The organism is Pseudomonas sp. DL (genome assembly GCF_047199225.1).
In the GTDB taxonomy this organism is placed as follows: Bacteria; Pseudomonadota; Gammaproteobacteria; order Pseudomonadales; family Pseudomonadaceae; genus Pseudomonas; species Pseudomonas aeruginosa.
This window is the reverse complement of record NZ_CP178323.1, coordinates 715,734-740,602: the sequence shown is the minus strand read 5'-3', so window position 1 is coordinate 740,602 and position 24,869 is coordinate 715,734. Positions and strand designations below refer to the sequence as shown.

Annotated in this window: 35 protein-coding genes; all 35 read right to left on the bottom strand. The window is 59.7% G+C overall.

The annotated features are described in order from the left end of the window. Nucleotides 1–4: 4 nt before the first annotated feature. Complete coding sequence (gene bfr / locus ACI766_RS03555) at nt 5–469, bottom strand: bacterioferritin (RefSeq protein ID WP_003093668.1); 465 nt, start codon at nt 467–469, stop codon at nt 5–7. A 130-nt stretch (nt 470–599) separates the two neighbouring features. Beyond that, nucleotides 600–2,048, bottom strand: coding sequence for a catalase KatA (gene katA, locus ACI766_RS03550; protein ID WP_003103909.1), 1,449 nt, complete (start codon nt 2,046–2,048; stop codon nt 600–602). 281 nt (nt 2,049–2,329) lie between these two features. Next, entirely contained in the window at nt 2,330–2,719 is a 390-nt protein-coding gene (gene rplQ, locus ACI766_RS03545) for a 50S ribosomal protein L17 (RefSeq protein WP_003093672.1), read from the bottom strand. 43 nt (nt 2,720–2,762) lie between these two features. Then, nucleotides 2,763–3,764, bottom strand: coding sequence for a DNA-directed RNA polymerase subunit alpha (locus tag ACI766_RS03540; protein WP_003093675.1), 1,002 nt, complete (start codon nt 3,762–3,764; stop codon nt 2,763–2,765). A 22-nt stretch (nt 3,765–3,786) separates the two neighbouring features. Beyond that, nucleotides 3,787–4,407: a 30S ribosomal protein S4 gene (gene rpsD, locus ACI766_RS03535; protein WP_003093678.1), complete on the bottom strand. Its 621-nt coding sequence runs from the start codon at nt 4,405–4,407 to the stop codon at nt 3,787–3,789. 16 nt (nt 4,408–4,423) lie between these two features. Further along, a complete protein-coding gene (gene rpsK / locus ACI766_RS03530; RefSeq protein WP_003093689.1) occupies nt 4,424–4,813 on the bottom strand; it encodes a 30S ribosomal protein S11 in 390 nt (129 codons plus the stop codon). Nucleotides 4,814–4,831: 18 nt separating this feature from the next. Continuing rightward, nucleotides 4,832–5,188 (bottom strand): 30S ribosomal protein S13, encoded by a 357-nt coding sequence (gene rpsM, locus ACI766_RS03525; protein WP_003093692.1) that lies wholly within the window; start codon nt 5,186–5,188, stop codon nt 4,832–4,834. 130 nt (nt 5,189–5,318) lie between these two features. After that, nucleotides 5,319–5,435 carry a 50S ribosomal protein L36 gene (gene rpmJ, locus ACI766_RS03520; RefSeq protein ID WP_003093693.1) on the bottom strand — a complete coding sequence of 39 codons (117 nt, stop codon included), beginning with the start codon at nt 5,433–5,435 and terminating at the stop codon, nt 5,319–5,321. A gap of 28 nt (nt 5,436–5,463) precedes the next feature. Further along, entirely contained in the window at nt 5,464–6,792 is a 1,329-nt protein-coding gene (secY, locus tag ACI766_RS03515) for a preprotein translocase subunit SecY (RefSeq protein WP_003093694.1), read from the bottom strand. Further along, nucleotides 6,793–7,227: a 50S ribosomal protein L15 gene (rplO, locus tag ACI766_RS03510; RefSeq protein WP_015502295.1), complete on the bottom strand. Its 435-nt coding sequence runs from the start codon at nt 7,225–7,227 to the stop codon at nt 6,793–6,795. 3 nt (nt 7,228–7,230) lie between these two features. After that, the gene (gene rpmD, locus ACI766_RS03505) at nt 7,231–7,407 is read right to left on the bottom strand and encodes a 50S ribosomal protein L30 (protein WP_003093696.1); all 177 of its coding nucleotides are present in this window, start codon (nt 7,405–7,407) and stop codon (nt 7,231–7,233) included. A 2-nt stretch (nt 7,408–7,409) separates the two neighbouring features. Beyond that, on the bottom strand, nt 7,410–7,910 hold the full coding sequence (gene rpsE, locus ACI766_RS03500; RefSeq protein WP_003093697.1) for a 30S ribosomal protein S5: 501 nt from the start codon (nt 7,908–7,910) through the stop codon (nt 7,410–7,412). 3 nt (nt 7,911–7,913) lie between these two features. Then, on the bottom strand, nt 7,914–8,264 hold the full coding sequence (gene rplR / locus ACI766_RS03495) for a 50S ribosomal protein L18 (RefSeq protein ID WP_003093698.1): 351 nt from the start codon (nt 8,262–8,264) through the stop codon (nt 7,914–7,916). A gap of 10 nt (nt 8,265–8,274) precedes the next feature. After that, nucleotides 8,275–8,808, bottom strand: coding sequence for a 50S ribosomal protein L6 (rplF, locus tag ACI766_RS03490; RefSeq protein ID WP_003093699.1), 534 nt, complete (start codon nt 8,806–8,808; stop codon nt 8,275–8,277). A gap of 11 nt (nt 8,809–8,819) precedes the next feature. Next, a complete protein-coding gene (gene rpsH, locus ACI766_RS03485; RefSeq protein ID WP_003093700.1) occupies nt 8,820–9,212 on the bottom strand; it encodes a 30S ribosomal protein S8 in 393 nt (130 codons plus the stop codon). Between the two features lie 189 nt (nt 9,213–9,401). Next, nucleotides 9,402–9,707, bottom strand: coding sequence for a 30S ribosomal protein S14 (rpsN, locus tag ACI766_RS03480; RefSeq protein WP_003093701.1), 306 nt, complete (start codon nt 9,705–9,707; stop codon nt 9,402–9,404). A 13-nt stretch (nt 9,708–9,720) separates the two neighbouring features. Continuing rightward, entirely contained in the window at nt 9,721–10,260 is a 540-nt protein-coding gene (rplE, locus tag ACI766_RS03475) for a 50S ribosomal protein L5 (RefSeq protein WP_003093703.1), read from the bottom strand. Nucleotides 10,261–10,279: 19 nt separating this feature from the next. After that, the gene (gene rplX / locus ACI766_RS03470; RefSeq protein ID WP_003093711.1) at nt 10,280–10,594 is read right to left on the bottom strand and encodes a 50S ribosomal protein L24; all 315 of its coding nucleotides are present in this window, start codon (nt 10,592–10,594) and stop codon (nt 10,280–10,282) included. Nucleotides 10,595–10,606: 12 nt separating this feature from the next. Further along, complete coding sequence (gene rplN / locus ACI766_RS03465) at nt 10,607–10,975, bottom strand: 50S ribosomal protein L14 (protein WP_003093714.1); 369 nt, start codon at nt 10,973–10,975, stop codon at nt 10,607–10,609. 23 nt (nt 10,976–10,998) lie between these two features. After that, nucleotides 10,999–11,265: a 30S ribosomal protein S17 gene (rpsQ, locus tag ACI766_RS03460; RefSeq protein WP_003093717.1), complete on the bottom strand. Its 267-nt coding sequence runs from the start codon at nt 11,263–11,265 to the stop codon at nt 10,999–11,001. Nucleotides 11,266–11,267: 2 nt separating this feature from the next. Beyond that, nucleotides 11,268–11,459 carry a 50S ribosomal protein L29 gene (gene rpmC / locus ACI766_RS03455; RefSeq protein WP_003093720.1) on the bottom strand — a complete coding sequence of 64 codons (192 nt, stop codon included), beginning with the start codon at nt 11,457–11,459 and terminating at the stop codon, nt 11,268–11,270. Continuing rightward, a complete protein-coding gene (gene rplP / locus ACI766_RS03450) occupies nt 11,459–11,872 on the bottom strand; it encodes a 50S ribosomal protein L16 (protein ID WP_003093723.1) in 414 nt (137 codons plus the stop codon). The genes rpmC and rplP overlap by 1 nt, the downstream gene beginning before the upstream one ends. Nucleotides 11,873–11,883: 11 nt before the next feature. Continuing rightward, the gene (gene rpsC, locus ACI766_RS03445; protein WP_003093727.1) at nt 11,884–12,570 is read right to left on the bottom strand and encodes a 30S ribosomal protein S3; all 687 of its coding nucleotides are present in this window, start codon (nt 12,568–12,570) and stop codon (nt 11,884–11,886) included. 12 nt (nt 12,571–12,582) lie between these two features. Next, complete coding sequence (gene rplV / locus ACI766_RS03440; RefSeq protein ID WP_003103908.1) at nt 12,583–12,915, bottom strand: 50S ribosomal protein L22; 333 nt, start codon at nt 12,913–12,915, stop codon at nt 12,583–12,585. A gap of 12 nt (nt 12,916–12,927) precedes the next feature. Continuing rightward, nucleotides 12,928–13,203, bottom strand: a complete 276-nt coding sequence (rpsS, locus tag ACI766_RS03435; protein WP_003093734.1) for a 30S ribosomal protein S19 — start codon at nt 13,201–13,203, stop codon at nt 12,928–12,930. Between the two features lie 16 nt (nt 13,204–13,219). Then, entirely contained in the window at nt 13,220–14,041 is an 822-nt protein-coding gene (gene rplB / locus ACI766_RS03430; protein ID WP_003103878.1) for a 50S ribosomal protein L2, read from the bottom strand. 11 nt (nt 14,042–14,052) lie between these two features. Further along, nucleotides 14,053–14,352 (bottom strand): 50S ribosomal protein L23, encoded by a 300-nt coding sequence (gene rplW, locus ACI766_RS03425; RefSeq protein WP_003093736.1) that lies wholly within the window; start codon nt 14,350–14,352, stop codon nt 14,053–14,055. Next, a complete protein-coding gene (rplD, locus tag ACI766_RS03420; protein WP_003093737.1) occupies nt 14,349–14,951 on the bottom strand; it encodes a 50S ribosomal protein L4 in 603 nt (200 codons plus the stop codon). The genes rplW and rplD overlap by 4 nt, the downstream gene beginning before the upstream one ends. Nucleotides 14,952–14,964: 13 nt before the next feature. Beyond that, nucleotides 14,965–15,600, bottom strand: coding sequence for a 50S ribosomal protein L3 (rplC, locus tag ACI766_RS03415; protein WP_003103877.1), 636 nt, complete (start codon nt 15,598–15,600; stop codon nt 14,965–14,967). Between the two features lie 82 nt (nt 15,601–15,682). Next, a complete protein-coding gene (gene rpsJ, locus ACI766_RS03410; RefSeq protein ID WP_003103876.1) occupies nt 15,683–15,994 on the bottom strand; it encodes a 30S ribosomal protein S10 in 312 nt (103 codons plus the stop codon). A 156-nt stretch (nt 15,995–16,150) separates the two neighbouring features. Then, nucleotides 16,151–17,344 (bottom strand): elongation factor Tu, encoded by a 1,194-nt coding sequence (gene tuf / locus ACI766_RS03405; RefSeq protein WP_003115146.1) that lies wholly within the window; start codon nt 17,342–17,344, stop codon nt 16,151–16,153. A 30-nt stretch (nt 17,345–17,374) separates the two neighbouring features. Continuing rightward, complete coding sequence (fusA, locus tag ACI766_RS03400; RefSeq protein ID WP_003093741.1) at nt 17,375–19,495, bottom strand: elongation factor G; 2,121 nt, start codon at nt 19,493–19,495, stop codon at nt 17,375–17,377. Between the two features lie 30 nt (nt 19,496–19,525). After that, nucleotides 19,526–19,996 carry a 30S ribosomal protein S7 gene (gene rpsG, locus ACI766_RS03395; RefSeq protein WP_003093742.1) on the bottom strand — a complete coding sequence of 157 codons (471 nt, stop codon included), beginning with the start codon at nt 19,994–19,996 and terminating at the stop codon, nt 19,526–19,528. Between the two features lie 99 nt (nt 19,997–20,095). Further along, a complete protein-coding gene (rpsL, locus tag ACI766_RS03390) occupies nt 20,096–20,467 on the bottom strand; it encodes a 30S ribosomal protein S12 (RefSeq protein WP_003093744.1) in 372 nt (123 codons plus the stop codon). A gap of 151 nt (nt 20,468–20,618) precedes the next feature. After that, nucleotides 20,619–24,818, bottom strand: a complete 4,200-nt coding sequence (rpoC, locus tag ACI766_RS03385) for a DNA-directed RNA polymerase subunit beta' (protein WP_003093745.1) — start codon at nt 24,816–24,818, stop codon at nt 20,619–20,621. Nucleotides 24,819–24,869 lie beyond the last annotated feature (51 nt).

Genomic DNA, 24,869 nt, shown 5'->3' with positions numbered 1-24,869 from the left:
AGGGTCAGATCTGCGATTGCAGGTAGTTCTCCAGGCCCATCCTGGCGATCAGGCCAAGCTGTTGCTCCAACCAGTAGGCGTGGTCTTCCTCGGTGTCGGCCAACTGGGCCTTGAGGATGTCGCGGCTGACGAAGTCCTTGTGCTGCTCGCAGAGGGCGATGCCCTTGGCCAGCGCGGCGCGGACATGGCGCTCGAGCTTGAGGTCGGCCTCGAGCATCTCCGGCACCGTGGTGCCCGGGTGGATATCGTCGGGACGCATGCGCGGCGTACCTTCGAGCAGGAGGATACGGCGCAGCAGAGCGTCGGCGTGCTGGGTCTCCTCCTCCATCTCGTGGTTGAGGCGCTCGTAGAGCTTGCTGAAGCCCCAGTCCTCGTACATGCGCGAGTGGATGAAGTACTGGTCGCGCGCGGCCAGCTCGCCGGTCAGCAGCGTGTTGAGGTAATCGATGACTTCCGGATGGCCTTGCATCGGGGGGCTCTCCCTGGAGAAAACTAGGAATCTAGCCGCATATGCTCCCGGCTCCGCCTGATCCGGGTCAAGCCAATGCAGATAAAAAAGCCCCCTTCCTAGGAAGGGGGCCGGGGGCCTCATCAGGCCATCAGTCCAGCTTCAGGCCGAGGGCGTCGGCGACGCCTTTGCCGTAGGCCGGGTCGACCTTGAGGAACAGGCCGATCTGGCGACGCTGGATCTGTTCCGGTACATCGCGGATGTCTTCGGCGATGTTGGCGAACAGCCGCTGCTTCTGCTCGTCGGTGAACAGATGGAACAGCGCGGCGGGCTGGCTGTAGTAGTCGTCGTCCACCCGGTGGTTCCAGTGGTCCGCCGCGCCCTCCAGGCTCAGCGGCGGCTCGGAGAAGTCAGGCTGCTCCTGCCACTGGTTGAAGCTGTTCGGCTCGTAGGTGACGCGCTGATGGGCGTTGTTGCCGTCCACCCGCATGCCGCCGTCGCGGTGGTAGACCTGGTGCGGGCAACGCGCGGCGTTCACCGGGATCTGGTGGTGGTTGACGCCCAGGCGATAGCGATGGGCGTCGCCGTAGGAGAACAGACGGCCCTGGAGCATCTTGTCCGGCGAGAAACCGATACCGGGCACCACGTTGGCCGGCGTGAAAGCGGCCTGCTCGACCTCGGCGAAGTAGTTGTCCGGGTTACGGTTCAGCTCGAAGAAGCCCACTTCGATCAACGGGTAGTCGCCGTGGGGCCAGACCTTGGTCAGGTCGAACGGGTTGTAGCGATAGGTGGCCGCTTCCTTCTCGGGCATGATCTGCACGTACATCTTCCAGCGGGGGAAGTCGCCTTTCTCGATGCTCTCGTACAAGTCGCGCTGCGAACTCTCGCGGTCCTGGGCGATCACTTCGGCAGCCTCGGCGTTGGTCAGGTTCTCGATGCCCTGTTGGGTCTTGAAGTGGAACTTGACCCAGAAGCGCTCGTTGTTCGCATTGATGAAGCTGAAGGTATGGCTGCCGAAACCATGGATGTGCCGATAGCTCTTCGGCAGGCCGCGGTCGCTGAAGTCAATGGTCAACTGATGCAGCGACTCGGGGAGGTGAGAGAAAAAGTCCCACTTGAAGGTCGCATTGCGCAGGTTGGTGCGCGGGTCACGCTTCACCACGTGGTTGAGATCGGGAAACTTGAGCGGGTCGCGCAGGTAGAACACCGGGGTGTTGTTGCCGACCAGGTCCCAGTTGCCCTGCTCGGTGTAGAAACGCATGGAGAAGCCGCGGATGTCACGCTCGGCATCCGCCGCGCCACGCTCACCGGCGACGGTGGAGAAGCGCAGGAACATATCGGTCTTCTTGCCGACCTGGGAGAAGATCTTCGCCCGGGTGTAGGGGGTGATGTCATGGGTGACGGTGAAGGTGCCGTAGGCCGCGGAGCCTTTCGCATGCATGCGTCGCTCGGGGATCACTTCGCGATCGAAGTGGGCGAGCTTCTCGAGGAACCACACGTCCTGCAGCAACATCGGGCCACGCGGACCGGCGGTCTGCACGTTCTGGTTATCGACCACCGGTGCGCCAGCGGCAGTGGTCAGGCGGGTCTTCTCTTCCATTTACTCTCTCCTCAACGGCTAACGTGCTATGAAGCGAAGCGGCTACACGGAAATCATCAGCGTGGACCAGGGATTGGCGGAGGACAACCTGTCGGCTGAACCAAGCGCCCTTTGCATTGATCTCGCTTATCCGAACGTAGCTTTTCGTAAAAGCAGGTTAAGGATGAATGACAGCCCTCCCGCAATCCAATTTATTAAAGAAAGCGATCCGATAGATAAAAACTTTAAGGCAGGTAATAAAAAAACCGGGCCTAGGCCCGGTTTCTTGTGCAGCAGATGCCTTATTCGGCAGCTTCTACGACTTCACCGCCGACAGGACGATCAACCAGCTCGACGTACGCCATGGGGGCGTTGTCGCCAGCGCGGAAACCGCACTTCAGGATGCGCAGGTAGCCGCCCGGACGGTTGGCGTAGCGCTTGCCCAGGTCGTTGAACAGCTTGCCAACGGCAGCTTTCGAACGGGTACGGTCGAAAGCCAGGCGACGGTTGGCGACGCTGTCTTCCTTGGCCAGGGTGATCAGCGGCTCGGCAACGCGACGCAGTTCCTTGGCCTTGGGCAGGGTGGTTTTGATCAGTTCGTGTTCGAACAGCGACACCGCCATGTTCTGGAACATAGCCTTGCGGTGCGCGCTGGTGCGGCTCAGGTGACGACCACTTTTACGATGGCGCATGGTTCAATTCCTTTCCAAACTTTACGTTCGGTAGTTACGACGATCAGGCAGTGGCCTTGTCGTCTTTCTTAAGACTTGCCGGCGGCCAGTTATCGAGGCGCATACCGAGGGACAGACCACGGGAAGCCAGAACGTCCTTGATTTCGGTCAGGGACTTCTTGCCCAGGTTCGGCGTTTTCAACAGCTCCACTTCGGTGCGCTGGATCAGGTCACCGATGTAGTAGATGTTTTCCGCCTTCAGGCAGTTGGCCGAACGTACGGTCAGTTCCAGGTCATCGACCGGGCGCAGGAGGATCGGATCAATCTCGTCTTCCTGCTCTTCAACGACGGGTTCGCTGTCGCCCTTGAGGTCCACGAACGCTGCCAGCTGCTGTTGCAGGATGGTAGCGGCGCGACGGATAGCCTCTTCGGGATCCAGGGTGCCGTTGGTTTCCAGGTCCAGGACCAGTTTGTCCAGGTTGGTGCGCTGCTCGACACGGGCGTTTTCCACCACGTAGGAGACACGACGGACCGGGCTGAACGATGCGTCGAGCTGCAGACGGCCGATGCTGCGGCTTTCGTCTTCATCGCTCTGACGTGCGTCGGCAGGCTCGTAGCCACGGCCACGAGCTACCTTCAGCTTCATGTTCAGCGCGCCGTTGTCTGCCAGGTTGGCGATAACGTGGTCACCGTTGATGATCTCAACATCGTGATCCAGCTGAATATCGGCAGCAGTCACAACACCCGAGCCCTTCTTAGCCAGGGTCAGCGTCACTTCATCACGACCGTGCAGCTTGATGGCCAGACCTTTCAGGTTCAGCAGGATCTCGATTACATCTTCCTGCACACCTTCGATCGCCGAGTACTCGTGGAGTACGCCGTCGATCTCGGCCTCGACCACTGCGCAGCCAGGCATGGAGGACAACAGGATGCGACGCAGCGCGTTGCCCAGGGTGTGACCAAAACCACGCTCGAGAGGCTCGAGCGTGATCTTGGCGCGGGTTTGACTGACCACCTGCACATCGATGTGGCGGGGGGTCAGGAACTCATTTACCGAACTCTGCATGGATGCACCTATTTTCTAGCCCTTACTTGGAGTAGAGCTCGACAATCAGGTTTTCGTTGATATCAGCGGACAGGTCGCTGCGAGCCGGAGCACTCTTGAAGGTACCAGCCTTCTTGTCGAGGTCGACTTCGACCCACTCGACGCGACCGCGCTGGCCACAGAGTTCCAGAGCCTGAGCGATACGCAGCTGGTTCTTCGATTTTTCGCGAACAGCTACGACGTCACCGGCCTTCACTTGGTAGGAAGGGATGTTGACGGTCTGACCGTTGACGGTGATGGCCTTGTGGGATACCAGCTGGCGGGATTCCGAACGAGTGGAACCGAAGCCCATGCGGTATACGACGTTGTCCAGGCGGCACTCGAGCAGTTGCAGCAGGTTCTCACCGGTAGAACCCTTGCGACGGGAAGCTTCCTGGTAGTAACCGCGGAACTGACGCTCCAGCACGCCGTAGATGCGACGTACTTTCTGCTTTTCACGCAGCTGCAGACCGTAGTCGGACAGACGGCCACGACGCTGGCCATGCTGGCCAGGAACGTTTTCAGCCTTGCACTTCGAGTCGAGGGCGCGGGCGCCGCTCTTCAGGAACAGGTCGGTGCCTTCACGGCGAGACAGTTTGCACTTGGGACCAATGTAACGAGCCATTTCTCACTGTCTCCTATTACACGCGACGCTTTTTCGGCGGACGGCAGCCGTTATGCGGGATCGGGGTTACGTCGGTGATGCTGGCGATCTTGTAGCCGCAAGCATTCAGAGCGCGAACGGCGGACTCGCGGCCCGGGCCCGGGCCCTTGACGTTGACGTCCAGGTTCTTCAGACCGTATTCCAGGGCAGCCTGGCCGGCACGCTCGGCCGCTACCTGGGCAGCGAACGGGGTGCTCTTACGCGAGCCGCGGAAACCGGAACCACCGGAGGTCGCCCAGGACAGTGCGTTGCCCTGACGGTCGGTGATGGTCACGATGGTGTTGTTGAAAGACGCGTGGATGTGGGCGATCCCATCGACCACTGTCTTTTTGACTTTCTTACGGGGACGAGCAGCAGGTTTTGCCATGACTAGATTCCTACGCGATTACTTGCGGATCGGCTTACGCGGGCCCTTGCGGGTACGCGCGTTGGTCTTGGTACGCTGACCGCGAACCGGCAGACCGCGACGATGACGCAGACCGCGGTAGCAACCGAGGTCCATCAGACGCTTGATGTTCATGTTGATTTCGCGACGCAGGTCACCTTCGGTGGTGATCTTCGCGACTTCGTTACGCAGCTGATCGATCTGCTCGTCGCTCAGGTCCTTGATCTTGGCAGCCGGGTTTACGCCGGTGGCTGCGCAGATGCTCTGAGCAGTAGTGCGACCAACACCATAGATGTAGGTCAGCGAGATAACAGTGTGCTTGTTATCCGGAATGTTGACGCCTGCAATACGGGCCATTCAGAAAAACTCCAATTGACAGCTACCCTGCGCCCAGGAAGCCAAGAAAGGGCGCGGATATTAGCGCTGTAATAGCAAATAATCAACCCGGCAGCACACTAGCTGCCGGGTTATCACGCGTGGATCACAATCAGCCTTGGCGCTGCTTGTGACGCGGTTCCGCGCTGCAGATCACCCGCACGATGCCATCGCGACGGATGATTTTGCAGTTACGGCACAGCTTCTTGACCGATGCACGAACTTTCATCACCAACTCCTCGAACCTTACGGGTCTATCAGCGCAGCATGCCGCTGCCGTAGCCCTTCAGGTTGGCTTTCTTCATCAGGGATTCATACTGGTGAGAAACGAGGTGAGATTGCACCTGGGCCATAAAGTCCATGACAACCACGACCACGATCAACAGCGAGGTCCCGCCAAGATAGAACGGCACGTGCGCCGCAACCACCAGGAACTGGGGCAGCAGGCAGACAGCCGTCATGTACAGAGCACCGAACATGGTCAAACGGGTCAGCACGCCATCGATGTAGCGAGCGGACTGTTCGCCCGGACGGATGCCCGGAATAAATGCACCGGACTTCTTGAGGTTCTCCGCCACGTCCTTCGGGTTGAACATCAGCGCTGTATAGAAGAAGCAGAAGAAAACGATCCCTGCAGTGAACAGCAAGATGTTCAGCGGCTGCCCCGGAGCGATCGCTTGCGCGACGTCCTGCAACCAACCCAAGCCTTCCGACTGACCGAACCAGGAGCCCAGGGACGCCGGGAACAGCAGGATACTGCTGGCGAAAATCGCGGGAATCACACCCGCCATGTTCACCTTCAACGGCAGATGGCTGGTCTGCGCTGCAAACACCTTGCGGCCTTGCTGGCGCTTGGCGTAATGCACCGCGATGCGACGCTGGCCACGCTCGATGAACACCACGAACGCGATGATCGCCACGGCCAGCAGGCCGACGCCGATCAGGGCGAAGATGTTGATGTCACCTTGACGGGCAGACTCGAAAGACTGACCGATGGCGCGCGGCAGGCCTGCAACGATACCAGCGAAGATCAACATCGAGATGCCGTTGCCGACACCGCGCTCGGTGATCTGCTCGCCCAGCCACATCATGAACATGGCACCAGCCACGAAGGTGGTGACAGCCACGAAGTAGAAGCCGAAGTCGTTGGAGAAGGCTACGCCCTGGCTGCCCAGGCCAACGGACATGCCGATGGCCTGGACCAGTGCCAGGACTACAGTACCGTAGCGGGTGTACTGGCTGATCTTGCGACGCCCAGACTCACCCTCTTTCTTCAACTGCTCCAGCTGCGGGCTGATAGCGGTCATGAGCTGCATGATGATCGATGCCGAGATGTACGGCATGATCCCCAGTGCAAAGATACTCATGCGCTCCAGCGCGCCGCCGGAAAACATGTTGAAGAGGCTAAGAATGGTCCCCTCGTTCTGCCGGAACAGTGCCGCCAAGCGATCGGGGTTGATGCCCGGAACTGGGATGTGCGCGCCGATCCGATAGACGATGATCGCCAGGAACAGGAAACGCAGACGTGCCCAGAGCTCGGACAGACCGCCGTTGCTTAGCGCAGAGAGAGCACCTTGCTTAGCCATTTAGTCCTCGAATTTACCGCCAACTGCTTCGATAGCCGCACGCGCACCCTTGGTGGCGGCGATACCTTTCAGGGTGACCGCACGACCAACTTCGCCGGACAGCATGACTTTGACGCGCTGTACGTGCTGGTTGATCAGGTTGGCATCCTTCAGGGTCTGCAGGCTGACGACGTCGCCTTCGACCTTGGCCAGCTCGGAGGTGCGTACTTCAGCACGATCCATGGCCTTCAGGGAAACGAAGCCGAACTTCGGCAGGCGACGGTGCAGAGGCTGTTGACCACCCTCGAAGCCCGGAGCGACCTTGCCACCGGAGCGGGAGGTCAGACCTTTGTGACCACGGCCACCGGTCTTGCCCAGACCGCTACCGATGCCACGGCCCGGACGGTGCTTTTCGCGACGGGCACCCGGCGCGGAACGCAGATCGTTCAGTTGCATGGATTAACCCTCCACACGCAGCAGGTAGTAGGCCTTGTTGATCATGCCGCGGTTCTCAGGAGTGTCCTGAACTTCGACGGTATGATTGATGCGACGCAGGCCGAGACCCTTGACGCAAGCCTTGTGGTTGGCCAGACGGCCGTTCAGGCTCTTGACCAGAGTGACTTTGACAGTTGCCATGGTTAGAGAATCTCCTCGACGCTCTTGCCACGCTTGGCCGCTACTGCTTCCGGAGCCTGCATGTTCTTCAGGCCCTTGAAGGTGGCGTAAACCACGTTCACCGGATTGGTGGAGCCATAGCACTTGGCCAGAACGTTCTGCACACCAGCCACTTCCAGAACGGCACGCATGGCGCCGCCGGCGATGATGCCGGTACCTTCCGAAGCCGGCTGCATGTACACCTTGGAGGCGCCATGGGCGGACTTGGTCGGATACTGCAGGGTGGTGCCGTTCAGATCGACTTGGATCATGTTGCGGCGAGCGGCTTCCATTGCTTTCTGGATGGCGGCCGGCACTTCACGCGCCTTGCCACGACCGAAACCAACGCGACCCTTGCCATCACCCACCACGGTCAGTGCGGTGAAAGCGAAGATACGGCCACCTTTTACGGTTTTGGCGACGCGGTTAACCTGAACCAGCTTCTCGATGTAGCCTTCGTCGCGCTTTTGCTCGTTGTTTGCCATAACTTAGAACTCCAGTCCGCCTTCACGAGCGGCATCAGCCAGCGCTTTCACACGGCCGTGGTACTTGAAGCCAGAACGATCGAACGCCACCTGGGTGACGCCGGCCGCTTTGGCGCGCTCGGCGACCAGTTGACCAACTTTCTTGGCTGCATCGATGTTGCCGGTGGCACCTTCGCGCAGGTCTTTGTCCAGGGTCGAGGCGCTGGCCAGGACCTTGCCGCCGTCGGCCGCAATGACCTGGGCGTAAATGTGCTGGGAAGAGCGGTACACGCAGAGGCGTACGGTTTCCAGCTCGCGCATCTTCAGGCGTGCCTTGCGAGCGCGACGCAGACGGGTTTCTTTCTTGACGCTCATTTGCTATGCCCTACTTCTTCTTGGCTTCTTTACGACGGACGACTTCGTCGGCGTAACGCACGCCCTTGCCTTTGTAAGGCTCCGGCGGACGGAAGTCGCGAATTTCGGCAGCAACCTGACCGACCAGCTGCTTGTCGATACCCTTGATCAGGATATCGGTCTGGCTGGGGGTCTCAGCGACGATGCCGGCCGGCAGTTCGTAATCAACCGGATGGGAGAAGCCGAGGGACAGGGACAGCACTTGGCCCTTGGCCTGCGCTTTGTAACCAACGCCGACCAGCTGGAGCTTGCGCTCGAAGCCCTGGCTGACGCCGACTACCATGTTGTTCACCAGAGCACGGGTGGTACCAGCCATGGCGCGAGTCTGCTGGTCGCCGTTACGCGCAGCAAAACGCAGCTCACCGCTGTCCTGGATCACTTCGACCGAAGGATGGACCTTGAGCTCCAGAGCACCTTTGGCGCCCTTGATGGACAGTTGCTGACCAGCCAGTTTGATTTCAACGCCGGCAGGCAGCTTGACGGGGTTCTTAGCAACGCGAGACATGCTGATTCCCCTTAGAACACAGTGCAGAGCACTTCGCCGCCAACACCAGCAGCACGGGCAGCACGATCGGTCATCACACCTTTGTTGGTGGAGACGATCGACACACCGAGGCCGCCACGAACTTTCGGCAGTTGCTCAACGGATTTGTACTGACGCAGGCCAGGACGGCTGATGCGCTTGACCTCTTCGATGACAGGCTTGCCTTCGAAGTACTTCAGTTCGATGGACAGCTGGGGTTTTACTTCCGAGCTGATCTGGAAATCCGCAATATAGCCTTCGTCCTTCAGGACTTTGGCTACCGCCGCTTTCAGTTTCGAGGACGGCATGCTTACGACGGTCTTTTCAGCCATCTGGGCATTACGGATGCGAGTTAGCATGTCTGCTAACGGGTCCTGCATACTCATGGGCTTAACGCTCCTGATACAAAAGAATAAGCCTTCAACTTCAATTCGCCCATAAACGCCAGGCGAAACAAACCCAGGCTCAGGGGAGCCGGGTATTCTAGAGATCACGCCAAAACGAATCAAGCCCCATGAGGGGCTTGATTCGATGTCGCGATCAACGGTGCCGACTGGCGACACCGTTCGCTGCGATTACCAGCTGGCTTTCACCAGACCCGGTACGTCGCCGCGCATGGCGGCTTCGCGCAGCTTGTTACGGCTCAGGCCGAACTTGCGGTAGAAGCCGTGCGGACGACCGGTCAGGCGGCAACGGTTACGCAGGCGGCTGGCGCTGGCGTCACGCGGTTGCTTCTGCAGGGCGACCTGGGCATTCCAACGCTCTTCCGCAGAGGAGTTCGGATTAGCGATGATCGCTTTCAGCTCGGCACGCTTCTTGGCGTACTTGGCTACCGTCAGCTGACGCTTCAGCTCGCGGTTCTTCATGCTCTCTTTAGCCATGTTCCTACTCCAATCAGTTACGGAACGGGAATTTGAAAGCACGCAGCAGGGCGCGACCTTCGTCATCCGTACGAGCGGTGGTGGTCAGGGTGATGTCCAGGCCACGCAGCGCATCGATCTTGTCGTAATCGATTTCCGGGAAGATGATCTGCTCTTTCACGCCCATGCTGTAGTTGCCGCGACCATCGAAGGACTTGGCATTCAGGCCGCGGAAGTCACGCACGCGCGGCAGGGAGATGGACAGCAGACGATCCAGGAACTCGTACATCCGGTCGCTACGCAGGGTGACCTTGACGCCGATCGGCCAGCCTTCACGGATCTTGAAGCCTGCGATGGACTTACGAGCGTAAGTCACGACCGGCTTCTGACCAGTGATCTTTTCCAGATCGGCTACGGCGTTCTCGATGATCTTCTTGTCACCGACCGCCTCGCCAAGACCCATGTTCAGGGTGATTTTGGTAACGCGCGGAACTTCCATCACGTTCGCCAGCTGAAGCTCTTCTTTCAGCTTGGGCGCGATTTCCTTCCGATAAATTTCTTTCAATCGTGCCATGGTGATCTACCTAGCAGCCTCAAGCCTGAACCGGTTTCTGGGTCGACTTGAAGACACGAATTTTCTTACCGTCTTCTACCTTGAAGCCAACGCGGTCAGCCTTGCTGGTTTCAGTATTGAAGATGGCGACGTTGGAGACGTGCAGAGGCGCCTCCTTCTCGACGATACCGCCCTGTTGGCCGAGCATCGGATTGGGCTTGGTGTGGCGCTTGATCAGGTTCACCCCGCCGACGACCAGACGGTCGTCAGCGAGAACCTTCAGCACCTTGCCACGCTTGCCCTTGTCCTTGCCGGCAATGACGATTACTTCGTCGTCACGACGAATCTTTTGCATGACGGCTACTCCTTACAGCACTTCGGGGGCGAGCGAGACGATCTTCATGAACTTCTCGGTACGGAGTTCACGAGTCACTGGCCCAAAGATACGGGTGCCGATCGGCTCCTGCTTGTTGTTCAGCAGGACGGCGGCGTTGCCGTCGAAGCGGATGATGGAACCGTCGGTACGACGTACGCCGTGCTTGGTGCGAACGACCACGGCAGTCATGACCTGGCCCTTCTTCACTTTGCCGCGCGGAATCGCTTCCTTGACGGTGACCTTGATGATGTCGCCGATGCCGGCGTAACGGCGGTGGGAACCGCCGAGCACCTTGATGCACATCACACGACGCGCGCCGCTGTTGTCAGCGACATCGAGCATGGATTGAGTCTGAATCATATAATTTCTCCGACCCCTAGTCCTTAGACTTCCACCGCGCGTTCAACGATATCAACCAGGGTCCAGGCCTTGGTCTTGGCCAGCGGACGGGTTTCGCGAATGGTGACCAGGTCACCAATGCGGCACTGATTGGATTCGTCGTGTGCGTGCAGTTTGGTCGAACGCTTGACGTATTTGCCGTAGATCGGGTGCTTGACGCGACGCTCGATCAGTACGGTGACGGTCTTGTCCATTTTGTCGCTGACGACGCGGCCGGTCAGCGTACGGACGGTTTTCTGAGCTTCAGCCATGATCACTTACCTGCTTGCTGATTGAGCACAGTTTTAACGCGAGCGATGTCGCGCTTAACCTGCGAGAGCAGGTGAGACTGCCCCAACTGGCCAGTTGCTTTCTGCATGCGCAGATTGAACTGGTCGCGCAGCAGGCCGAGCAGTTGCTCGTTCAGCTGCTCAACGGATTTTTCACGAAGTTCATTCGCTTTCATCACATCACCGTCCGCTTAACAAAGGAGGTGGCGAGGGGCAGCTTTGCAGCAGCCAGGGCGAAAGCCTCACGCGCCAGCTCTTCGGAAACACCCTCGATCTCGTACAGGACCTTGCCCGGCTGGATCTGGGCTACCCAGTACTCGACCCCACCCTTACCTTTACCCATACGAACTTCGAGGGGCTTCTTGGTGACAGGCTTGTCAGGGAATACGCGGATCCAGATCTTGCCGCCACGCTTCACGTGACGGGTCAGCGCACGACGCGCGGACTCGATCTGACGAGCAGTAAGGCGGCCACGGCTAGTGGCCTTCAGTGCGTACTCACCGAAGCTGACCTTACTACCACGATGAGCCAGACCACGGTTGTGGCCGGTCATTTGTTTGCGGAACTTCGTACGCTTGGGTTGCAGCATTTGCGTACTCCTTACCTAGCAGCTTTTTTACGAGGAGCGGGTGCTACCGGCTTCAGCTCTTCCTGGCGGCCACCGATGACCTCGCCCTTGAAGATCCAAACCTTGACACCGATAACACCGTAAGTGGTGTGCGCTTCGTAGGTGGCATAGTCGATATCGGCGCGCAGGGTGTGCAGGGGCACACGACCTTCGCGATACCATTCGGTACGGGCGATTTCAGCCCCACCCAGACGACCGCTGACCTGAATCTTGATGCCCTTGGCACCAATGCGCATGGCGTTCTGTACGGCGCGCTTCATGGCGCGACGGAACATTACGCGACGCTCCAGCTGCTGGGCTACGCTCTGCGCAACCAGCATGGCATCGAGTTCCGGCTTGCGGATTTCCTCGATGTTGATGTGCACGGGCACACCCATTTGCTTGGTCAGGTCCTGGCGCAGTTTCTCAACATCTTCACCTTTCTTGCCGATCACGATGCCGGGACGAGCGGTGTGGATGGTGATGCGTGCGGTTTGAGCCGGACGATGAATATCGATACGGCTTACGGACGCGCTTTTTAGTTTGTCTTGGAGGTACTCACGCACCTTCAGGTCGGCAAACAGGTAATCCGCATAGTTCTTGCGGTCTGCGTACCAAACGGAGGTGTGCTCCTTGACGATACCCAGGCGAATGCCATTGGGATGTACTTTCTGACCCATCTGTCGACTCCGTTACTTGTCCGCAACCTTGACCGTGATATGGCAAGACCGCTTCACGATGCGATCAGCACGGCCTTTGGCACGCGGCATGATGCGCTTGAGCGAACGACCTTCGTTGACGAAGACGGTGGAGACCTTCAGGTCATCCACATCGGCGCCTTCGTTGTGCTCAGCGTTGGCAACGGCCGACTCCAGCACTTTCTTCATGATCTCGGCGGCTTTCTTACTGCTGAAAGCCAGGAGGTTGAGCGCTTCGCCCACCTTCTTCCCGCGGATCTGGTCGGCGACCAAGCGGGCTTTCTGGGCGGAGATACGAGCGCCCGACAGCTTAGCGGCTACTTCCATCTTCCTTACCCCTTAACGCTTGGCTTTCTTGTCCGCAGCATGCCCGCGGTAGGTGCGGGTAGCGGCGAACTCGCCCAGTTTGTGGCCGACCATGTCCTCGTTGACGAGAACCGGTACGTGTTGACGGCCGTTGTGCACGGCGATGGTCAGACCAACCATATGCGGCAGAATCATCGAACGACGCGACCAGGTCTTGATCGGCTTGCGGTCGTTCTTTTCCACCGCGACTTCGACCTTCTTCAACAGGTGAAGATCGATAAACGGACCTTTTTTCAGTGAACGTGGCACTGTGGTATCCCTCTATTTACTTGCGGCGGCGGACGATCATGTTATCGGTACGCTTGTTCGAGCGAGTCTTCTTACCCTTGGTCTGAAGACCCCACGGCGATACCGGATGACGACCAGCAGAGGTACGGCCTTCACCACCACCATGCGGGTGGTCGACCGGGTTCATCGCCACGCCGCGAACGGTCGGGCGAACACCACGCCAGCGCGTAGCACCGGCTTTACCCAGCGAACGCAGGCTGTGCTCGGAGTTCGAGACTTCGCCCAGGGTCGCACGGCACTCAGCCAGGACTTTACGCATTTCACCGGAGCGCAGACGCAGGGTTACGTACGCACCTTCACGCGCGACCAGCTGGGCGGAAGCGCCAGCGGAGCGAGCGATCTGAGCGCCTTTACCCGGCTTCAGCTCGATACCATGAACAGTGCTACCCACCGGGATGTTGCGCAGAGGCATGCTGTTGCCTGCCTTGATCGGCGCACCGATACCGGAGATCAGCTGGTCACCTGCAGCAACGCCCTTGGGGGCGATGATGTAGCGACGCTCGCCGTCTGCATACTTCAGCAGAGCGATGTGTGCAGTGCGGTTCGGATCGTATTCGACGCGCTCAACGATGGCAGGGATGCCATCCTTGTTGCGACGGAAGTCGACCAGACGGTAGTGCTGCTTGTGACCACCACCGATATGACGGGTGGTGATACGACCGTTGTTGTTACGGCCGCCAGACTTGGATTTCTTTTCCAGCAGCGGTGCGTAGGGAGCGCCTTTGTGCAGCTCCTGATTCACCACCTTGACGACAAAGCGACGACCAGCGGAAGTCGGTTTGCACTTAACGATTGCCATGATGCACCCCTTTACTCAGCGCTGGTGGCGAAATCGAGATCTTGGCCCGGCTGGAGAGCGATGTACGCTTTTTTCCAGTCGTTACGCTTGCCCAGACCGCGAGCGGTGCGCTTGGTCTTACCCTTGACGTTCAGGGTAGTGACGCGCTGTACCTTCACGCTGAACAGGCTTTCTACGGCCTTCTTGATTTCCAGCTTGGTTGCATCGGTGGCAACCTTGAAAACGAATTGGCTCTTGCCGTCCGCGAGACCCGTGGCTTTCTCGGAGATGTGCGGACCAAGCAGCACTTTGAATACGCGTTCCTGGTTCATCCCAGCAGCTCCTCGAACTTCTTCACGGCGGACACGGTGACCAGCACCTTGTCGTAGGCGATCAGGCTGACGGGGTCGGAACCTTGGACATCACGTACATCGACGTGCGCCAGGTTGCGCGCAGCGAGGTACAGGTTCTCGTCGACACCATCGGTCACGATCAGCACGTCTTTCAGACCCAGGGTGTCCAGCTTGGCAACCAGGCCCTTGGTTTTCGGTGCATCGACAGCGAAGTCGGCAACGACGACCAGACGGTCCAGACGAACGAGCTCGGCAAGGATGGAGCGCAGTGCTGCGCGGTACATCTTCTTGTTCAGCTTCTGTTCGTGGCTACGCGGTTTAGCGGCGAAAGTGGTGCCGCCCCCACGCCAGATGGGGCTACGGATGGTGCCAGCACGAGCACGACCGGTGCCCTTCTGACGCCACGGCTTCTTGCCACCACCAGAGACTTCGGAGCGAGTCTTCTGCGCCTTGCTGCCCTGACGGCCGCCAGCCATGTAGGCCACGACTGCCTGGTGCACCAGGGTCTCGTTGAATTCGCCACCAAAGGTACGCTCGGAGACTTCGATAGCCTGAGCGCCGTTCACATTCAATTGCATCTCAGCTTCCCCCTTAACCGCGAGCCTTGGCTGCCGGACGCACGATCACATCACCGCCGGTAGCGCCGGGAACGGCACCCTTGACCAGCAGCAGATTGCGTTCAGCATCGACGCGCACGATCTCCAGGGATTGAACGGTTACCCGCTCCGCACCCAGATGACCGGACATTTTCTTGCCCTTGAACACTCGACCAGGAGTCTGGCACTGGCCGATGGAACCCGGGACGCGGTGGGAAACGGAGTTACCGTGGGTGTTATCCTGACCACGGAAGTTCCAGCGCTTGATGGTGCCCGCGAAGCCCTTACCCTTGGACTCGCCGGTAACGTCTACCATCTGGCCTGCCTGGAACAGATCGACAGTGATCTGGTCACCAGCGGCATACTGCTCTTCGCCCAGACGGAATTCCCACACGCCGCGACCGGCGGCGACATTCGCCTTGGCAAAGTGACCAGCTTGCGCTTTGGTAACGCGAGAAGCACGACGCTCGCCGGCGGTGACTTGCACTGCACGGTAGCCATCGGTTTCTTCAGTCTTGAACTGGGTGACGCGATTCGGCTCGACCTCGATGACCGTAACCGGAATAGAGACACCTTCCTCGGTGAAAATGCGGGTCATGCCGCATTTACGACCGACAACACCAATTGTCATGTTGTAAACCTCTTGAGTGTACGGGGCTTTCACCCGCTATGGCCGCCCATTTCAGAGCGTTACACGACCAATGCCGAAGGCATTAGCCGAGGCTGATCTGTACTTCAACGCCTGCAGCAAGATCGAGCTTCATCAGCGCATCGACGGTTTTATCCGTCGGCTGGACGATGTCCAGTACACGCTTATGTGTACGAATTTCGTACTGATCACGCGCATCTTTGTTGACGTGCGGAGAGATCAGCACGGTGAAACGTTCCTTGCGGGTCGGCAGAGGGATTGGACCACGCACCTGAGCACCAGTACGTTTCGCGGTTTCCACGATTTCCTGGGTTGATTGATCGATCAGGCGATGGTCAAAAGCCTTCAACCGAATCCGGATTTGTTGGTTTTGCATTTGACCTCAGACTCCAATTTACCATTCCCAACGGACGGACTACGCCCGTTAAAAGGAGGCGCAATTGTACGGATGCCCCCACAGGGTGTCAATATTTAACCAACGAACGAAAAAAGGGGCCCCGGAGGGCCCCTTTTCTGATGGCAGGATCAGCGATTACTCGATGATCTTGGCAACCACGCCGGCGCCAACGGTACGGCCGCCTTCGCGGATCGCGAAGCGCAGGCCATCTTCCATGGCGATCGGAGCGATCAGGGTGACAACCATCTTGATGTTGTCGCCCGGCATTACCATCTCTACGCCTTCCGGCAGTTCGCAGTTACCGGTCACGTCGGTGGTACGGAAGTAGAACTGCGGACGGTAGCCCTTGAAGAACGGGGTGTGACGACCACCTTCTTCCTTGGACAGCACGTACACTTCGCACTCGAACTTGGTGTGCGGCTTGATGGTGCCCGGCTTGGCCAGTACCTGGCCACGCTCTACGTCTTCACGCTTGGTGCCACGCAGCAGGATACCAACGTTCTCACCAGCACGACCTTCGTCGAGCAGCTTGCGGAACATTTCAACGCCGGTGCAGGTGGTCTTGGTGGTCGCCTTGATGCCGACGATTTCCACTTCTTCCTGGACCTTGATGATGCCGCGCTCTACACGACCGGTTACCACGGTACCGCGGCCGGAGATCGAGAACACGTCTTCGATCGGCATCAGGAACGGCTGGTCGATGGCACGAACCGGCTCCGGAATGTAGGAGTCCAGGGTCTCTACCAGCTTCTGCACGGCGCTTACGCCGATGCCGTTGTCATCCTTGCCTTCCAGCGCCATCAGCGCGGAACCGATGATGATCGGAGTGTCGTCGCCCGGGAAGTCGTAGGTGTTCAGCAGATCGCGAACTTCCATCTCGACCAGTTCCAGCAGCTCGGCGTCGTCGACCATGTCGGCCTTGTTCAGGAACACGACGATGTAGGGAACGCCTACCTGGCGGGACAGCAGGATGTGCTCGCGGGTCTGCGGCATGGGGCCGTCGGCAGCCGAGCAAACCAGGATCGCGCCGTCCATCTGGGCAGCACCGGTGATCATGTTCTTCACGTAGTCGGCGTGACCGGGGCAGTCAACGTGGGCGTAGTGACGAACAGCGGAATCGTATTCAACGTGCGAGGTGTTGATGGTGATACCGCGGGCCTTTTCTTCCGGCGCGTTGTCGATCTGATCGAAAGCACGAGCGGAACCACCCCAGGTGTCGGAGCAGACCTTGGTCAGTGCAGCGGTCAGAGTGGTCTTGCCATGGTCAACGTGACCGATGGTGCCGACGTTGACGTGCGGTTTGTTACGTTCGAATTTTTCCTTAGCCACGACAGTAAACCTCTTACTTAAAGGGCTGAATCAACCTTGTTTTTTAACCAGCGCTTCGACGATGTTCGACGGAGCTTCGGCGTATTTGGAGAATTCCATGGAGTAGCTCGCGCGACCCTGGGACATGGAACGCACGTCGGTCGCATAACCGAACATCTCACCCAGCGGAACCTCGGCACGAATAACCTTACCGGAAACCGTGTCCTCCATCCCCTGAATCAGACCACGACGACGGTTCAGGTCGCCCATCACGTCACCCATGTAGTCCTCAGGAGTCACCACCTCTACCTTCATGATCGGCTCGAGCACCTTGCCGCCGCCCTTCTGGGCCAGCTGCTTGGTCGCCATGGAAGCAGCGATCTTGAACGCCATCTCGTTGGAGTCGACGTCATGGTAGGAACCATCGAAAACGGTAGCCTTCAGGCCGATGAGCGGATAGCCGGCAACGACGCCGTTCTTCATCTGCTCTTCGATACCCTTCTGGATCGCCGGGATGTATTCCTTCGGAACCACACCGCCCACGACTTCGTTCTCGAACACCAGGCCTTCGGTGATGTTGCCCTTCTCGTCCACGTCCGCGGCCGAGAAACGGATCCAGCAATGACCGAACTGACCGCGACCACCGGACTGGCGAACGAACTTGCCTTCGATCTCCACGTTGTCCTTGGTGATGGTCTCACGGTAGGCAACCTGCGGCTTGCCGATGTTGGCCTCGACGCCGAACTCGCGCTTCATGCGGTCGACGATGATGTCCAGGTGCAGCTCGCCCATGCCGGAGATGATGGTCTGACCGGACTCTTCGTCGGTCTTGACACGGAACGACGGGTCTTCCTGGGCCAGCTTGCCGAGGGCGATACCCATCTTCTCCTGGTCAGCCTTGGTCTTCGGCTCTACAGCGACCGAGATTACCGGCTCGGGGAAGTCCATGCGCTCGAGGATGATCGGCTTCTCGATCGAGCACAGGGTGTCACCAGTGGTGACGTCCTTCATGCCGATCAGGGCAGCGATGTCGCCTGCGCGCACTTCCTTGATCTCTTCACGCTGGTTGGCGTGCATCTGCACCATCCGACCGACGCGCTCTTTCTTGCCTTTCACCGAGTTCAGGACGGAGTCGCCGGAACTCAGGACGCCGGAGTAAACGCGGGCGAAGGTCAGGGTACCGACGAACGGGTCGGTAGCGATCTTGAACGCCAGGGACGAGAACGGTTCGTTGTCGTCGGCATGACGCTCGTCTTCGACGGTCTCGTCGTCCGGGCTGACGCCCTTGATCGCAGGGATCTCGGTCGGAGCCGGGAGGTAGTCGATGACGGCATCGAGAACCAGCGGAACGCCCTTGTTCTTGAACGAGGAACCGCAGACGGCCGGAACGATCTCGCACGCCAGGGTGCGCAGACGCAGGCCTTCCTTGATCTCGGCTTCGGAGAGCTCGCCCTCTTCGAGGTACTTGTTCATCAGCTCTTCGTTGGCTTCGGCCGCAGCCTCGACCATGCTGGAACGCCACTCTTCGGCCAGGTCCTTGAGCTCCGCAGGAATTTCTTCCTCGCGGTAGGTCATGCCCTTGTCGTCATCGTTCCAGTAGATGGCCTTCATCTTGATCAGGTCGACCTGACCGACGAAGTTCTCTTCAGCGCCGATGGCGAGCTGGACCGGAACCGGGGTATGACCCAGGCGCTTCTTGATCTGCTCGACGACGCGCAGGAAGTTCGCGCCCTGGCGGTCCATCTTGTTGACGTAGACGATGCGCGGTACGCCGTACTTGTTGGCCTGACGCCATACGGTTTCCGACTGCGGCTCTACGCCGGAGGTGCCACAGAACACCACGACAGCGCCGTCCAGTACACGCAGGGAACGCTCCACCTCGATGGTGAAGTCTACGTGGCCGGGGGTGTCGATGACGTTTACGCGATAGTTGTCGTACTGACCGCGCGAGCCCTTCCAGAAGGTGGTAACGGCAGCGGAGGTAATGGTGATACCGCGCTCCTGCTCCTGCACCATCCAGTCGGTGGTCGCAGCGCCGTCATGCACTTCGCCCAGCTTGTGGTTGACGCCGGTATAGAACAGAACCCGCTCCGTGGTGGTGGTCTTGCCCGCGTCAACGTGGGCACAGATACCGATATTACGGTAGCGGTTGATGGGTGTAGTACGGGCCACAATAAGGTCCTCGGGGGTTGGGCAGCGCGATTAGAACCGGTAGTGCGAGAAGGCCTTGTTGGCCTCTGCCATACGGTGCACGTCTTCACGCTTCTTGACTGCTGCGCCCTTGCCTTCAGCGGCATCCAGCAGCTCGCCAGCCAGGCGCAGAGCCATGGACTTCTCGCCACGCTTGCGGGCGAAGTCCACCAGCCAACGCATGGCCAGGGCATTACGACGGGACGGACGGACTTCGACCGGAACCTGGTAAGTCGCACCACCTACGCGGCGGGACTTCACTTCGACCAGCGGAGCGATGGCATCGAGAGCTTTTTCGAAGGTTTCCAGGGGATCGGCCTTGCCGCGTTCCTTCACCTTGTCCAGCGCACCGTAAACGATACGCTCGGCAACGGCTTTCTTGCCGCTTTCCATCACGTGGTTCATGAACTTGGCCAGGATCTGGCTTCCGTATTTCGGATCAGCCAGCACTTCACGCTTGGCCGCTACACGACGTCTTGGCATTGATAAGCCCTCAAACGGTCTTCAGGTTAGCCCGGGACCATAACAGTCAAGTTACGCCCGACCTTACTCTTATCGACTCAGATAAATATAAAAACGCTATTACTTCGGACGCTTGGCGCCGTACTTCGAACGACCCTGCTTACGGTCTTTGACACCCGAGGTGTCCAGCGAACCGCGCACGGTGTGGTAACGCACACCCGGAAGGTCCTTTACACGACCGCCACGGATCAGCACTACGCTGTGCTCTTGCAGGTTGTGACCTTCACCACCGATGTACGAGGAAACCTCGAAACCGTTGGTCAGACGTACACGGCATACCTTACGCAGTGCCGAGTTCGGCTTTTTCGGCGTGGTGGTGTATACGCGGGTGCATACGCCACGACGTTGCGGGCAGTTCTGCAGCGCAGGCACGTCGCTCTTGTCGACCATGCGCTTGCGCGGCTTACGCACCAGCTGGTTGATAGTTGCCATCTATAGCTCCACTGATTGTCTTACGACACACAAACGAAATGACAGAGCATGCGCCCTGCCAATTTTCGGGGTACAAAATAGTAAAGAGGTTCTTGTACACCGTCAAGACAAAGCCCCGGCTATCGGGATAGCCGGGGCTTGTCGTTGATGCTTAGTTACCGCTCGAGTTCAGCGCTTCGGTCAGTGCGGCTTCCGCCTCGCTGGCACTCACACGCTGCGGCTTGCCGAGGTCGCGCTGACGCTTGCGCTCGCTGTGGTAAGCCAGACCGGTACCGGCCGGGATCAGGCGACCCACGACCACGTTCTCTTTCAGACCACGCAGGAAGTCGCGCTTGCCGGTGACCGCCGCCTCGGTGAGGACGCGGGTGGTCTCCTGGAACGACGCCGCTGAAATGAACGACTCGGTCGACAGGGAAGCCTTGGTGATACCCAGCAGAACGCGCTCGTACTTGGCCGGGAACTTGTCCTCGGTACCGAGCTGTTCGTTCTCTTCCAGCACCTGGGTGAGTTCCACCTGGTCGCCTTTGATGAAGCTGGAGTCGCCGGACTCGCTGACTTCGACCTTGCGCAGCATCTGACGCAGGATGGTCTCGATGTGCTTGTCGTTGATCTTCACGCCCTGCAGACGGTAGACGTCCTGGATCTCGTTGACGATGTACTTCGCCAGCGAGCTCACGCCCAGCAGGCGCAGGATGTCGTGCGGGTTGCTCGGACCGTCGGAGATGACTTCGCCGCGGTTCACCTGTTCGCCTTCGAACACGTTCAGGTGACGCCACTTCGGAATCAGCTCCTCGTACGGATCGCTGCCATCGTTCGGCGTGATGACCAGGCGGCGCTTGCCCTTGGTCTCCTTGCCGAAGGAGATGGTGCCGCTGATTTCCGCCAGGATCGAAGGCTCTTTCGGACGACGAGCCTCGAACAGGTCGGCAACGCGCGGCAGACCACCGGTGATGTCACGGGTCTTCGAGGTTTCCTGCGGGATACGCGCGACAACGTCACCGATGCTCACCTTGGCGCCGTCGGTCAGGTTGACCAGGGCGTTGGCCGGCAGGAAGTACTGCGCCGGTACGTCGGTACCCGGCAGCAGCAGGTCCTTGCCCGCGGCATCGATCAGCTTCACGGCCGGACGGATGTCCTTGCCGGCAGCCGGACGGTCCTTCGGATCCATCACTTCGATGTTGGTCAGGCCGGTCAGTTCGTCGGTCTGACGCTTGACGGTGATGCCCTCTTCCATGCCCACGAAGGCCACGGTACCGTCCACCTCGGTGACGATCGGGTGGGTGTGCGGGTCCCACTTGGCGACGATAGCGCCCGGGTCGACCTTGTCACCTTCCTTGACCGAGATCACCGCACCGTACGGCAGCTTGTAGCGCTCGCGCTCGCGACCGAAGTCGTCGGCAACCGCCAGTTCGCCGGAACGGGAAACCGCGACCAGCGCGCCGTCGGCACGAACCACATGCTTCAGGTTGTGCAGGCGGATGGTGCCGCCGTTCTTCACCTGGACGTTGTCGGCCGCGGAGGTCCGGCTGGCCGCACCGCCGATGTGGAAGGTACGCATGGTCAGCTGGGTGCCCGGCTCACCGATGGACTGGGCAGCGATGACACCGACCGCCTCGCCGATGTTGACGCGATGGCCACGCGCCAGGTCGCGGCCGTAGCACATGGCGCAGATGCCATGACGGGTTTCGCAGGTGATCGGGGAACGCACCACCACTTCGTCGACGCTCATCACTTCGAGGAAGTCGACCCACTTCTCGTCGATCAGGGTGCCGGCCGGCACGATGACCTCGTCGCTGCCCGGCTTGAACACGTCGCGCGCGATCACACGGCCGAGCACGCGCTCGCCGAGCGGTTCTACCACGTCGCCGCCTTCGATGTGCGGCGACATCAGCAGGCCGTGCTCGGTACCGCAATCGATCTCGGTCACTACCAGATCCTGGGCCACGTCGACCAGACGACGGGTCAGGTAACCGGAGTTCGCGGTCTTCAGCGCGGTATCCGCCAGACCCTTACGAGCACCGTGGGTAGAGATGAAGTACTGGAGTACGTTCAGGCCTTCACGGAAGTTCGCGGTGATCGGGGTCTCGATGATCGAGCCGTCCGGCTTGGCCATCAGGCCACGCATACCTGCCAGCTGACGGATCTGGGCCGCGGAGCCCCGCGCACCCGAGTCAGCCATCATGTACATGGAATTGAAGGACTCCTGGTCGACTTCCTTGCCCTCGCGATCGACGACCTTCTCTTTCGAGAGGTTGGCCATCATCGCCTTGGACACTTCGTCGTTGGCCTTCGACCACAGGTCGATCACCTTGTTGTACTTCTCGCCCTGGGTTACCAGGCCGGAGGCGTACTGGCTCTCGATCTCCTTCACTTCGTCGGTGGCGGCGTTGATGATCCGCGCCTTCTCGTCCGGGATGACGAAGTCGTTGACGCCGATGGACACGCCGGAAATGGTCGAGTAGGCGAAACCGGTGTACATCAGCTGGTCGGCGAAGATGACGGTGTCCTTCAGACCCACCACGCGATAGCAGTGGTTGATCAGCTTGGAGATCGCCTTCTTCTTCATCGACTGGTTGACCACGTCGAACGGCAGGCCGGCCGGAACGACCTGGAACAGCAGCGCGCGGCCGACGGTGGTGTCGACGATACGGGTATTGGCGGTCAGTTGGCCGTCTTCACCCTTGATCTTTTCGTTGATGCGCACTTTCACGCGAGCGTGCAGGGACGCCTGGCCGCTGCGGTAGGCGCGGTCGACTTCCTGCAGGTCGGCGAAGGCCATGCCCTCGCCCTTCGCGTTGATCGCTTCACGGGTCATGTAGTACAGACCCATTACCACGTCCTGCGACGGAACGATGATCGGCTCGCCGTTGGCGGGCGACAGGATGTTGTTGGTGGACATCATCAGCGCGCGCGCTTCCAGCTGGGCCTCGAGGGTCAGCGGAACGTGGACGGCCATCTGGTCACCGTCGAAGTCGGCGTTGTACGCGGCGCAGACCAGCGGGTGCAGCTGGATCGCCTTGCCTTCGATGAGGACCGGCTCGAACGCCTGGATGCCCAGACGGTGCAGGGTCGGCGCACGGTTCAGGAGAACCGGATGCTCGCGGATGACTTCGGCGAGAACGTCCCAGACCTCGGGCAGCTCGCGCTCGACCATTTTCTTGGCGGCCTTGATGGTGGTGGCCATACCACGACCTTCCAGCTTGCCGAAGATGAACGGCTTGAACAGCTCCAGGGCCATCTTCTTCGGCAGACCGCACTGGTGCAGGCGCAGGGTCGGGCCCACGGTGATCACGGAACGACCGGAGTAGTCCACGCGCTTGCCGAGCAGGTTCTGACGGAAGCGACCTTGCTTGCCCTTGATCATGTCGGCCAGCGACTTCAGCGGACGCTTGTTCGAGCCGGTGATGGCGCGACCGCGACGGCCGTTGTCGAGCAGGGCGTCGACGGCTTCCTGCAGCATGCGCTTTTCGTTGCGCACGATGATGTCCGGAGCGGCCAGGTCGAGCAGGCGCTTCAGACGGTTGTTACGGTTGATCACCCGACGATACAGGTCGTTCAGGTCGGAAGTCGCGAAGCGACCGCCATCCAGCGGAACCAGCGGACGCAGGTCCGGCGGCAGCACCGGCAGGACGGTCAGGACCATCCACTCAGGCTTGTTGCCGGAGCCCTGGAAGGCTTCCATCAGCTTCAGGCGCTTGGACAGCTTCTTGATCTTGGTTTCCGAGTTGGTCTGCGGAATCTCTTCGCGCAGGCGGCCGATCTCGTGCTCCAGATCGATGGCGTTGAGCAGTTCGTGAACGGCTTCGGCGCCCATGCGAGCATCGAAATCGTCACCGAACTCTTCGAGGGCCTCGAAGTATTGCTCGTCGTTCAGCAGCTGGCCCTTTTCCAGGGTGGTCATGCCCGGATCGATCACCACGTAGCTCTCGAAATAGAGCACGCGCTCGATATCGCGCAGGGTCATGTCCAGCAGCAGGCCGATACGGGACGGCAGCGACTTCAGGAACCAGATGTGGGCAACCGGCGAAGCCAGCTCGATGTGGCCCATGCGCTCGCGGCGCACCTTGGCCAGGGCGACTTCCACGCCGCACTTCTCGCAGATCACACCGCGGTGCTTGAGGCGCTTGTACTTGCCGCACAGGCACTCGTAGTCCTTCACCGGGCCGAAGATCTTGGCGCAGAACAGGCCGTCGCGCTCCGGCTTGAAGGTACGGTAGTTGATGGTTTCCGGCTTTTTAACTTCGCCGAAAGACCAGGAACGAATCATCTCGGGCGAAGCCAGGCCAATACGGATGGCATCGAACTCTTCGATTTGACCCTGGTTTTTCAACAGATTAAGCAAGTCTTTCAAGGCCTTTCCTCCTCACGGACCCGGTGCGACCGGCCTTGACCAGCCGCACCG

Coding starts and splice junctions, on each gene's coding strand:
- rpsD (WP_003093678.1), bottom strand. CDS start 4,407: ATGGCTCGTTACATTGGTCCCAAGTGCAAACTGTCTCGCCGTGAAGGC.
- rpsN (WP_003093701.1), bottom strand. CDS start 9,707: ATGGCTAAAGAGAGCATGAAGAACCGCGAGCTGAAGCGTCAGCTGACG.
- rplN (WP_003093714.1), bottom strand. CDS start 10,975: ATGATTCAGACTCAATCCATGCTCGATGTCGCTGACAACAGCGGCGCG.
- rplE (WP_003093703.1), bottom strand. CDS start 10,260: ATGGCACGATTGAAAGAAATTTATCGGAAGGAAATCGCGCCCAAGCTG.
- bfr (WP_003093668.1), bottom strand. CDS start 469: ATGCAAGGCCATCCGGAAGTCATCGATTACCTCAACACGCTGCTGACC.
- rpmD (WP_003093696.1), bottom strand. CDS start 7,407: ATGGCAACTGTCAAAGTCACTCTGGTCAAGAGCCTGAACGGCCGTCTG.
- rpsK (WP_003093689.1), bottom strand. CDS start 4,813: ATGGCAAAACCTGCTGCTCGTCCCCGTAAGAAAGTCAAAAAGACAGTG.
- rplQ (WP_003093672.1), bottom strand. CDS start 2,719: ATGCGCCATCGTAAAAGTGGTCGTCACCTGAGCCGCACCAGCGCGCAC.
- rpsC (WP_003093727.1), bottom strand. CDS start 12,570: ATGGGTCAGAAAGTACATCCCAATGGCATTCGCCTGGGTATCGTCAAG.
- rplD (WP_003093737.1), bottom strand. CDS start 14,951: ATGCAATTGAATGTGAACGGCGCTCAGGCTATCGAAGTCTCCGAGCGT.
- secY (WP_003093694.1), bottom strand. CDS start 6,792: ATGGCTAAGCAAGGTGCTCTCTCTGCGCTAAGCAACGGCGGTCTGTCC.
- rpsQ (WP_003093717.1), bottom strand. CDS start 11,265: ATGGCTGAAGCTCAGAAAACCGTCCGTACGCTGACCGGCCGCGTCGTC.
- rpmC (WP_003093720.1), bottom strand. CDS start 11,459: ATGAAAGCGAATGAACTTCGTGAAAAATCCGTTGAGCAGCTGAACGAG.
- rplO (WP_015502295.1), bottom strand. CDS start 7,227: ATGCAACTGAACGATCTGCGTTCCGCGCCGGGTGCCCGTCGCGAAAAG.
- rplP (WP_003093723.1), bottom strand. CDS start 11,872: ATGCTGCAACCCAAGCGTACGAAGTTCCGCAAACAAATGACCGGCCAC.
- rplV (WP_003103908.1), bottom strand. CDS start 12,915: ATGGAAGTAGCCGCTAAGCTGTCGGGCGCTCGTATCTCCGCCCAGAAA.
- rpsG (WP_003093742.1), bottom strand. CDS start 19,996: ATGCCAAGACGTCGTGTAGCGGCCAAGCGTGAAGTGCTGGCTGATCCG.
- rpmJ (WP_003093693.1), bottom strand. CDS start 5,435: ATGAAAGTTCGTGCATCGGTCAAGAAGCTGTGCCGTAACTGCAAAATC.
- rplC (WP_003103877.1), bottom strand. CDS start 15,600: ATGACAATTGGTGTTGTCGGTCGTAAATGCGGCATGACCCGCATTTTC.
- rplF (WP_003093699.1), bottom strand. CDS start 8,808: ATGTCTCGCGTTGCTAAGAACCCCGTCAAGCTGCCTGCCGGCGTTGAA.
- rplB (WP_003103878.1), bottom strand. CDS start 14,041: ATGGCAATCGTTAAGTGCAAACCGACTTCCGCTGGTCGTCGCTTTGTC.
- ACI766_RS03540 (WP_003093675.1), bottom strand. CDS start 3,764: ATGCAGAGTTCGGTAAATGAGTTCCTGACCCCCCGCCACATCGATGTG.
- rpsJ (WP_003103876.1), bottom strand. CDS start 15,994: ATGCAAAACCAACAAATCCGGATTCGGTTGAAGGCTTTTGACCATCGC.
- rplX (WP_003093711.1), bottom strand. CDS start 10,594: ATGCAAAAGATTCGTCGTGACGACGAAGTAATCGTCATTGCCGGCAAG.
- katA (WP_003103909.1), bottom strand. CDS start 2,048: ATGGAAGAGAAGACCCGCCTGACCACTGCCGCTGGCGCACCGGTGGTC.
- rpsM (WP_003093692.1), bottom strand. CDS start 5,188: ATGGCCCGTATTGCAGGCGTCAACATTCCGGATAACAAGCACACTGTT.
- rpsL (WP_003093744.1), bottom strand. CDS start 20,467: ATGGCAACTATCAACCAGCTGGTGCGTAAGCCGCGCAAGCGCATGGTC.
- rplR (WP_003093698.1), bottom strand. CDS start 8,264: ATGAGCGTCAAGAAAGAAACCCGTCTGCGTCGCGCTCGCAAGGCACGC.
- rplW (WP_003093736.1), bottom strand. CDS start 14,352: ATGAACCAGGAACGCGTATTCAAAGTGCTGCTTGGTCCGCACATCTCC.
- rpsH (WP_003093700.1), bottom strand. CDS start 9,212: ATGAGTATGCAGGACCCGTTAGCAGACATGCTAACTCGCATCCGTAAT.
- rpsE (WP_003093697.1), bottom strand. CDS start 7,910: ATGGCAAACAACGAGCAAAAGCGCGACGAAGGCTACATCGAGAAGCTG.